The organism is Dysgonomonas sp. Marseille-P4677, assembly GCF_016652235.1.
Classification (GTDB): domain Bacteria; phylum Bacteroidota; class Bacteroidia; order Bacteroidales; family Dysgonomonadaceae; genus Dysgonomonas.
The window spans coordinates 1-5,184 of the sequence record NZ_JAEPKU010000195.1; the positions used below are offsets into that span (position 1 = coordinate 1).

Below are 5,184 nucleotides of genomic sequence, written 5' to 3' on the forward strand. Positions count from 1 at the left end.
TTACACCCGGTAGAGTTGTTTATATAAGTATGGGTATAAAGTTTTCTAAATAGAGACGTACAAAAAACTAATTAAGCGGAGGAAAACACCTGCATTGTTTGTTGAAAAAATAAAAAAGGGTAGTCTCTTAAGAGTCTACCCTAACTAATTTAATTACTCATTAATCATACTAAACAGTTCCTCAGCTGCTTCGCGGGGACCATCCTTGCTTTTCCCATCAATAGCAAGAGATGTATGTATTTCACCAATAATCACTTTTTCTTTAGATAAAGCTTTGAAGTATTGTCTAACAAGTTTTTCGGTCTCTTCTCTTTCTTGTACCGGACCAAAAGGATTAGCAAAATAAGATTTTACAAGACCTTTTTCGGTAGTAGTTCCTTTTGCCTTTCTTGCTCCCTCTTCGAAAATTTGTATTGCATGGTTCAATTCGCTGATAATCTTTATTTTCTTATCTGCCTCGGTATAATTATTAGCATATAACACATAATCAACAGTATAGCCTTTCGATATTATGTCGTAAGTTGATACAGAGATTGTTACACGTGCATTTATTCTGTCAGGATTTGAATATATTCCTCTGTCCAATTGTTCGAAGGCATAAGTAGGATCCAGATCATCCGTGCGGACAAAGGCTCCGATCTCTGTTCCGTAGGCTTTTATTGTTCCGTCATCCTCAAAGTGCAAATAACCCATATCGTCGAAGATAATACGCATATGACGTATATACTTTTCATTTAGTGTTCTGAATGCCTCCAGACTTTCCGATTTTCCGGCACCACTGTCTCCGACAATAATGATATTAGCCGTTTTTCCATTTTTAAGAGCAATATTGACCATTGCCCCATGTATAGGAAGATTGCCTCGTTCTATCTGTTTAAGATTATGTAAGGTCAAGAGCATCTTTTTCATATACCCGAAATAATCTATCTCGTCACAATAATTAGCATAGCCTATCAGTATATCATTCTTCTTATCTCTGTAATAGAATGTACGTTTTTCTTCATAACCGTCAGGATAGCCAAAAACATAAATTAAGTCAGGTTTTTTTCCAATATAATCATTTGCTTTTGCCAATTCGAATAGGTTTGCCAATCCTAATCCATGACACATAAAGTCTTTATGATAATATACGAAAGCTAATAAGTTTCCCACTTTGGCAGGATATAGAAACCATTCATCCTCATTAAGAATCATATTCTGTAAAGGATTCGTTTGACTTTCCTTAAAAATCCCGTCACGAGTATTTTTTTTAGTATAGGAAATATAAGGAGGGTTGATGACTACTGTTCCGATAAAAGGAATTGAGCTTAATCCCTGATATTCTATAGGACAGTTCCACTGTACGTTATTCAACATCAAGCCCGCATTTGCTCCGGCAATAGTTTGTCTGTATACACTATGACTATCGCCAATAACCGTTTCTTGGGTTCTTCTATAGATTGAAAGAATTAGTTCGTTTAATAAATTATTTGCATGAATAAAGCGAACATTTTGCAGACCGTTTCCTATGCGATTATTATGAACGATGGTTACACGCTCCAATCGTCTCCAGTAATTATATAGCAACTCTATCAGCTCTATAAACATATCTTTATCCTCAAAGAAGAAGGCAAATTTGTTATTTACCTCTACCAATTCATCAATTGAGCAAACCGTGAGTAGTTTGATTACTTCAATCAACGAAGAGGTCAGCTCTTCATCCGTTTTATATTCCTTGATAAAATAATCATAGATAATCTGATCATCTGTTTTTATCTTTTCAATAAAACTTTTGACAACTCGCTGAAAAGCATAAGAACTTATTATTTTTTGTCTGTTATCACAGTATTTTTCTGTGAAATTGATAATAGCACGTCCTCTGTTTAATGTAAATTCTTGTATCATGATACTGTTTAATAATTTAACTTTATTCTGTAATGTCTTTAACTCTATATTTAGGATTCACCCCGAATCCGTTATAGCTTTTGCTAATCTCTTTCAAACAGGCAGAGCATAAACAATTTTCGAAGTTTTCCTTAATGTAATCCCTCGAACCGGGTACCATATAGGTATGTGTACATTGGCACACATCTGTGCGATCTTCTCTGCATGTAAAACTGCTTGAGCAGCGTGGACATATCTTTCTCATATGATTTAAATTTTTATTTATAAAAAGAATAGTATTAATAGTTGAGCGACAAGCACCCGTAAAAACATAGTAAATGGATAAACCGAAGCATACCCTATGGCAGGGGCGTCATTGTCCGGCGATATAGAATTGGCATACGCCAAAGCCGGTGGATCAGTCATGCTGCCCGCCGTCATTCCTATAAGAGTATAGTAATTTAGCTTGAATACTTTTCGGGCTATCAGCCCTACAATAAAAAGGGGGATCAGTGTTATAATAATACCATAACCTATCCAGCCGATCCCCCCACCATGGAGAATGGTTTCTATAAAATTTTCACCGGCTCCAAGCCCCACGCATGCGAGAAAAAAGCATATTCCTATTTCTCTCAACATAAGGTTTGCACTCAGAGTCGTATATGTCACCAGTTTATATCTAACGCCTAATATACTCATCAGTATAGCTACAATCAGAGGACCTCCTGCCAGACCTAGTTTGACGGGTTGAGGAATGCCGGGAAATGCAAAAGGAATGCTGCCTAATAAGACGCCAAGAAATATCCCTATAAAAATAGGGATCAGGTGTGGTTCGTTCAGCATTTTAAGCTGATTCCCCAATGTTTTGGATACATTGTGAATAGCATTGGCATCGCCGACAATCATTAGTCGGTCTCCTATTTGTAGTTGAAGGTTTGGATATGCTACCAGATCTACACCAGAACGATTGACACGGGTGATATTTACTCCAAAATTATTTCTTAGGTTAAGCTCTTTGATTGTTTTGCCATTTATAGCAGAGCGGGTAACCAGCACTCGTTTTGCGACCAACTGCTTATCAAGTACAGCCCAATTGTCACTAGACATTTCAATAGCTCCGCCTACAAATGTGGTGATAATAGGTTCATCCGATGGAGTTGTAACTACCAGTATTTTATCACCTTCATCTAATATTGTTTTGGAAGAGGCTATTTCTATATGTTCGTTTTTGCTGTGTAGGATTCTGGAAACGATAAATTTTTTGTTGTCTAAAAGAGGTGTTACGTCTTTTATCGTTTTGCCGAATATCGCCGGATTTTTGACTTCAAGGGAAAGAAGTTTTACTGTCGATTGGCTTACACTGGAATCTTGTAACTTTTCTGTCTCTGACTTCATATTGATTCTGAAGATATAACGCATCAATATAATCGTACTTATAATACCCACAACCGCCAGAGGATAGGCAACAGCGTACCCCATTGCAATGGTCGGTTCACCAATTCCATGTATATCGGAGTAGGCTTCCTGTGCCGCACCCAATCCGGGAGTATTGGTAACAGCTCCCGACATAATGCCCACCATTGTAGGCATTGGAATGTCGGTCGCATAATGCAATATTATAGTAGTGATTGCTCCCAGAAAAACAATAGATGCAGCAAGTATATTCAATTGAAGTCCACCTTTCCTGAATGAAGAAAAGAACCCGGGCCCAACCTGTAACCCCACAGAATAGACAAAGAGTATAAGTCCGAATTCTTTCATAAAATGCAAAACTTCATGGTTGAGCTTTAACCCGAAATGCCCCGCAAATATTCCTACAAAAAGGACGAAGGTTATCCCTAAGGATATCCCTTTAATTTTGATCTTTCCTAAAATGATACCCGTTGCTATAACAAAGGCAAAGAGCATGATACTGTGAGCGACACCTTCGCCCCAGATTAGATTTTCAATCCAATTCATATATGAAGATTAATGATTAAATAATAATGAATACTTGAGATATAAAATGAAATATATCTGCAGTCAACTATCTTCAAGATGAATGAATGGGATTAAACCCTGATGAGAAGAATAAAAAAGCAAGAGATTTTGTGCTCTCTTCCGATTATCATTACGCGGATAATCAAAACTGTTTGTTCGCATGTCTAAACTTTTTACAATGAATAAATTAACACTTGTAAAAAGTTCTTTTCGAACTTCACAATACTGAAACGAGAAAAATAAAATGATTGAAAATATTACTCTGTCAGGAAATCAGGTCAGAGCTTTTTCGACACCATACTTTAATCGCGAAGTATTGCCAATCCGGATTAAGGCAGGTATCCTGGCTTTCACCATTTCTATTTTCCTTCCCATTCCCGAACGGAACAGTGGATATTGTAAATAGAAACTTTAAATAAATGGCTATGCTCACAAAATCAAATAAATTTTCTCTTGTTTCGCTTAAACGCCATTTTCGCGGTGATTACAGTTGCGCGACAGCTCACGATTTTAACGTGATTCCCTATTCTCCTCTATAAACTAGAGGCACCTTAACGGTTTGAAGAAATAAGATAAAGAACTTTCTTGGATGCAAAGGTAAAGAAAAATTATGGACTGCAAATTTATATTCTATTTTAACATAAAATGCCTTTCGGGATATTTGAGAATCCCGTTTGTAAACAAGCCGCTAACTAAAACCAAGTACTCAGGCGGTGAACCATCTGTACTCCATTGCAATTTAATTCCGAGTAGCTCTTCAGTCGTCTTTCCTATATCGAAGCCAAGAGATTCCAGAGAAGGACGTATTTTATCAGGATAGCGACAGGGCTTTCCGACGATACGTGTACAATCCTCTTTCGGGCAGAAATGACATGTCCCCGCAAAGAAAGCTCTGCTGTTTAGTGTTTCCGATTCAGCTTGCAGTAATTGTTTATCTAAATTTTTTCTGACCTCTTCTATTATCTTAACACCCGTACTTTTGCTATCTTCATTATTCTTGCAAGAGAGTCGAATCTCTTCGGACAATGTTATTTTAGTTCCTATAATATAAGCGTTTTTGTATTTCATGATATATTCTTCCTTGTCAAAACCGAAGGGAGGGCAAGCCCAACAATTGTTGTATTTGTTGCATTGCTGACAAAATACAATAAATTTATCCACATCCCTATATTTAGCAATATAGTCTGCGGTCGAAATACTCGAAACATAATTCTCGGATGAATACATTTTGTTTAAGAAGAAAAAACTTATCAAAGATATATAAATTATTCCAAATTTTATTTTTGGAAAACTCTATTGATTTTTATAAATTATAAATAGCTATTAATGAATATATTATAG

Annotated in this window: 4 protein-coding genes and 1 riboswitch; all 4 genes read right to left on the reverse strand. The window is 36.4% G+C overall.

Features of this window, described 5'->3' with window-relative positions; genetic code table 11:
* Positions 1–153 precede the first annotated feature (153 nt).
* The gene (locus JGH11_RS18865; protein WP_201114384.1) at positions 154–1,884 is read right to left on the reverse strand and encodes a phosphoenolpyruvate carboxykinase; all 1,731 of its coding nucleotides are present in this window, start codon (positions 1,882–1,884) and stop codon (positions 154–156) included.
* A 22-nt stretch (positions 1,885–1,906) separates the two neighbouring features.
* Positions 1,907–2,128: a cysteine-rich CWC family protein gene (locus tag JGH11_RS18870; protein ID WP_201114385.1), complete on the reverse strand. Its 222-nt coding sequence runs from the start codon at positions 2,126–2,128 to the stop codon at positions 1,907–1,909.
* Between the two features lie 17 nt (positions 2,129–2,145).
* Positions 2,146–3,822 (reverse strand): putative transporter, encoded by a 1,677-nt coding sequence (locus JGH11_RS18875; RefSeq protein WP_201114386.1) that lies wholly within the window; start codon positions 3,820–3,822, stop codon positions 2,146–2,148.
* Between the two features lie 336 nt (positions 3,823–4,158).
* Positions 4,159–4,412: riboswitch (cobalamin riboswitch) on the reverse strand.
* A gap of 61 nt (positions 4,413–4,473) precedes the next feature.
* Positions 4,474–5,070 (reverse strand): DUF2284 domain-containing protein, encoded by a 597-nt coding sequence (locus JGH11_RS18880; protein WP_201114387.1) that lies wholly within the window; start codon positions 5,068–5,070, stop codon positions 4,474–4,476.
* Positions 5,071–5,184 lie beyond the last annotated feature (114 nt).

Excerpts from the sequence above, each read along its gene's own strand:
- JGH11_RS18875 (WP_201114386.1), bottom strand. The coding sequence starts at position 3,822 with ATGAATTGGATTGAAAATCTAATCTGGGGCGAAGGTGTCGCTCACAGT.
- JGH11_RS18880 (WP_201114387.1), bottom strand. The coding sequence starts at position 5,070 with ATGTATTCATCCGAGAATTATGTTTCGAGTATTTCGACCGCAGACTAT.
- JGH11_RS18870 (WP_201114385.1), bottom strand. The coding sequence starts at position 2,128 with ATGAGAAAGATATGTCCACGCTGCTCAAGCAGTTTTACATGCAGAGAA.
- JGH11_RS18865 (WP_201114384.1), bottom strand. The coding sequence starts at position 1,884 with ATGATACAAGAATTTACATTAAACAGAGGACGTGCTATTATCAATTTC.